The following is a 3,926-nucleotide window of genomic DNA, read 5'->3' as shown; positions in this document are numbered from 1 at the left end:
GCCCGCGCAGGAAACCAGCTTTGCCAATGCGGGGGAAGTGTCGCCGGGCTATTCGTCGCCCTGGGCCGGGCCGGGTGTGCCGATTAAGGCGATGAAATGGATGTTCATGAAGCACGGGCCGCTGGTAGTGCGCCCGACGCTGGACGTGAACCAATGGATTTGGCTGGCGCAAATGCTGCGCAACTGCACCTCGGCGCGCTATGCCGTCAATAAGGCCCGTATGGTTCGGGTCGCCGAGTATAGCCGCGACAAGCTGGTGGAACTGCGCGCCGAAACCGGCATCCAGTACGATGAGCGCACGCAGGGCACCTTGCAGGTGTTCCGCACGCGCCAGCAGATGGACGCGATCAGCGGCGATATCGAAGTGCTCAAGCAATATGGCGTGCCGTTTGAGCAACTCACGCCGACCGCTTGCGCCGCCGCCGAACCGGCGCTCGCCAAAGTGCAGCATAAGATCGTCGGCGGCCTGCGCCTGCCCCATGATGAAACCGGCGACTGCCATATGTTCACCGAGCGGCTGGCGAAGCTGGCCGAAATCAATGGCGTGAAGTTCCACTTCAATACGCGCATCGACGGGTTGGTGACGGATGCGACGCGCGTCACCGGGGTTGCAACCAGCCTCGGGATTCTCGACGCCGATGCGTATGTAGTGGCCCTTGGTAGCTATTCGCCCAAGCTGCTTGCGCCCCTGGGCTTGCGCGTGCCGGTCTATCCGGTGAAAGGCTATTCGCTGACCCTCGCCTTGACCGACGAGGCGGGCGCGCCGGTTTCCACCGTGATGGACGAAACCTATAAAATCGCCATCACCCGCCTTGGCAACCGCATTCGGGTGGGCGGCACGGCGGAACTCTCGGGCTTTACCAGCGACCTGCCACAAAGCCGCCGGGAGACATTGGAAACCTCTGTCCGCGATCTCTTCCCCACGGGCGGGGATATTGCTTCGGCAAGCTATTGGTCGGGCCTGCGCCCGATGACGCCCGATGGAACGCCGATCATCGGGCCGACGCGTCTCGGCAATCTCTACCTGAATACTGGGCACGGCACCTTGGGGTGGACCATGTCCTGCGGGTCTGGCCGCGTGCTGGCCGATCTAATGTCGGGCAAAAAGCCGGAAATCGAAACCAGCGATCTTTCGATAATTCGTTACGCCTGAAGAAGGGCGCGGGGGGCGGCCTCCGCCCTCTCCTGCCGGATAAGCGGCACGAGGGTTTCCTCCCAAAAGGCAACGAAGGCCGCGCCCGCCGTGCCGGTCAGCCGGTCTTCGCCAACCACGGCCATTTCGGCTTCGGGGAGCGACGGGAAACCGTCCGCCTCCCCGAGAATCCGCATGCCGGGCATCACGGCGGATTGCGGCAGAACCCCAACCCCCAACCCTGCAATCACGGCGGCCTGGACCCCGGCAACCGAGGTGCTGGTATAGATGATGTCCTGATGCATCCCGGCGCGGGCCAAGCTTTCGGCGGCGGCGCGGCGGTGGCTGCAATAATAGGGTAGGGCCGCCATGGCAACGGCAGGGCCGGGCGGGGTCGGGCTGCTCTCGCCGATCACCCACACCAAGGGTTCGCGGTAGAGCAAACGGCCCATCGACTGCGCCGGTTCGCGCCCGCAGATAACGAGATCGAGCTCGCCCCGCTCCAGCATCGGCAGCATATCCATGCCGAGCCCGGTGCGCACCTCCACATGGATGCGCGGGAAGTTCCGGTTAAAGCGCGACAGCAGCACCGGCAGGCTGCGCGGGGCGATATAATCGGCGATGCCTAGGCGCAAAGTGCCGCTGGCGTCGGGGCCAATCAGGCGCTGCACGGCCTCGTCATTCAAATCGAGCAGGCGGCGGGCGTAGCCGAGCAGAATTTCGCCGTCCGGCGTTAGCGCCAGCGACCGGCTGGTGCGCTCGAAGACTTTCAGCCCCAGCAGGTCTTCCAGCTTGCGAATTTTGACCGACACGGCGGATTGGGTGCGCCCAATCGTCTCGGCGGCGGCGGTAAAGCCCCCCCGGTCGGTAACGGCAACGAAGCACCGCAATAGGTCAATTTCCAAATCAATCGCGCGCATCTATGAAGATTTAGCATGAATGGCGAAAGGGCTCAAGCCGGAGGCAAGGGGCGGCGACAACCCGCCCCCCGCTCAATCTCACTCGGCGATATCGATCACGACTTTGCCGACGGCCTGACCGCTTTCCAAATGAGTATGGGCGGCGGCGAGGTCGGCCAACGCGAAGCGCTGCGGGTCGAGAAAGGGTTTGACGCGGCCCGCCTCGACCAATTTTGTCAAATCGCGCAACCAAGCCCCATGCTGTTCCCGACCGCGATTATGGATTAGCGGGATCAGCATGAAGATCACGTGCAGGCTAAGGCCCTTCACATGCATCGGCGCGAGGTCTGCCGTGTAGTGGGAGACGATGGTCGCGACTTGCCCATTCAGCCGGGCTGCGGCGAAGGCGCTCGCAATGTCCGATCCGCCGGTGGCATCCAGCACGCAATCATAACCTTCGCCTTGGGTGAGGCGCGCGGCCCCCTCGGCGATCGTTTCGGTGCGGTAGGAAATCACTTCGCGCGCGCCGAAGCTTTTCGCCAGCATGGATTTTTCGATCGTCGAGGCCGTGCTATCGACAATCGCCCCGCGCGCGGCGGCAAGCTGGACCGCGATATGGCCGACGCCGCCGGTGCCGCCGATCACCAGCAGCCGGGTCCCCACCCCAACGCCGAGCCGTTCCAGGGCCTCGATCGCGGTGATGGAGACCAACGGCAGGGCTGCCGCCTCGCGGAAGCTGAGGTTGACCGGCATCGGCGCGATCAGGCGGGTGTCCGCGCGCATGATTTCCGCATTCGTGCCGGTTTCCCCGGCAATGCCGCCCGCGCAACCATAGACTGCGTCGCCCACGGCAAAGCCCGTGATATCGGGGGCGACCGCACGGATCGTCCCGGCAACATCCAAACCCAAGGGGGCGGGTAGCGGATTGGCGAAACCAGGGCCGTTCTGCCGAACCTTATAGTCCACCGGGTTAACGCTGGCGGCTTTCACGTCGATCAGCACGGTGCCGGGGCGCAAGTCGGGGGCGGGAATATCGGTCAACGTAAAGTTCGATGCATCGCCGAACTGAGTAAGAACCATAGCTTTCATCGGGGGCACTCCGAGAGGAAGGAAGGCCCCAGGTATGGCAGGCGGCAACCAAGTTTGAAAACGAATAGATTTAATCTTAGAAATCATAAAATCGAATGAATGCCGTCATTCCATTCGCTCAATGACGACGCCCGAGAGGGCTCCCTTCGCTTCGCTTTTGCGGGCGGCGAAGCGGGCCGCGATATCCTCGGCAGTCGCGCCATGGCTGTCGGCCTCGTCGGAGCGCGCGGGCAGATAGAGCATTACCGCGCTCGCCCGAAGCAGCGGGAACTGCCGCTCGCGCCCATCGCGGTCTTTGGCCAGAATGTGGCCGCGCAAGCGGCTTTCCGGCTCATAGAGCGAGGAAACATCGGTGCGGAATTTCTCCAGAAGCGTTTCGAGCGCCTCGGACATATCGGCCTGAGCTGCGCCCAGCGCCCCCAAGACAAAATCGTCCCCGCCGATATGCCCCGCAAAAAAGCCGGGCGTATTCTGCACGTGCCGCATCATATCGGCAAACATGGTAATCACCCGGTCGCCTTGGCGAAAACCATAGGTATCGTTGAAGGGTTTGAAGAAGTCGAAATCGATAAAGGCAACCGAGACCGATTCGGTTGGATTATCCAGGGCGCGGTCGATCCATTCCTGAATACGCTGATTGCCGGGCAGGCGGCTGAGCGGGTTCTGATCCCGCGCGCCCGCTAGATTATACTCATTCACCAGCTTCAGCAGCGAGCGCGGGCTGAGGAAGCCCACATACCGTCCGTCCTCGGTCATCAGAATCCCATCGGCGGCGCTATCCCCCGAGAAAGCTTCAACGATCCGGT

4 protein-coding genes are annotated in these 3,926 nt (G+C 63.0%); 1 reads left to right on the top strand and 3 read right to left on the bottom strand.

What is annotated here, in order from left to right; all coding sequences use genetic code 11:
- Window positions 1-1,153: D-amino acid dehydrogenase (locus tag ACIQ36_RS19045; protein ID WP_395832290.1), on the top strand; the 1,153-nt coding region annotated here is incomplete at its 5' end.
- Here ACIQ36_RS19045 and ACIQ36_RS19040 read toward each other — a convergent pair.
- The 3 genes from ACIQ36_RS19040 to ACIQ36_RS19030 all read right to left on the bottom strand — a co-directional run.
- Window positions 1,144-2,052, bottom strand: coding sequence for a LysR substrate-binding domain-containing protein (locus ACIQ36_RS19040; protein ID WP_395832288.1), 909 nt, complete (start codon window positions 2,050-2,052; stop codon window positions 1,144-1,146). The genes ACIQ36_RS19045 and ACIQ36_RS19040 overlap by 10 nt on opposite strands.
- A 78-nt stretch (window positions 2,053-2,130) precedes the next feature.
- Complete coding sequence (locus ACIQ36_RS19035) at window positions 2,131-3,120, bottom strand: zinc-dependent alcohol dehydrogenase family protein (RefSeq protein ID WP_395832285.1); 990 nt, start codon at window positions 3,118-3,120, stop codon at window positions 2,131-2,133.
- Between the two features lie 105 nt (window positions 3,121-3,225).
- A partial coding sequence (locus ACIQ36_RS19030) for a diguanylate cyclase domain-containing protein (protein WP_395832283.1) occupies window positions 3,226-3,926 on the bottom strand: 701 nt, incomplete at its 5' end.

The organism is Elstera sp., from assembly GCF_044372965.1.
Lineage (GTDB): Bacteria > Pseudomonadota > Alphaproteobacteria > Elsterales > Elsteraceae > Elstera.
Note: the sequence above shows the minus strand (reverse complement) of the source record. Positions and strands in the feature narration are given on the sequence as shown.

What these genes read in the sequence shown, in the direction of transcription:
- ACIQ36_RS19040 (WP_395832288.1), bottom strand. Translation starts at nt 2,052, where the DNA reads ATGCGCGCGATTGATTTGGAAATTGACCTATTGCGGTGCTTCGTTGCC.
- ACIQ36_RS19035 (WP_395832285.1), bottom strand. Translation starts at nt 3,120, where the DNA reads ATGAAAGCTATGGTTCTTACTCAGTTCGGCGATGCATCGAACTTTACG.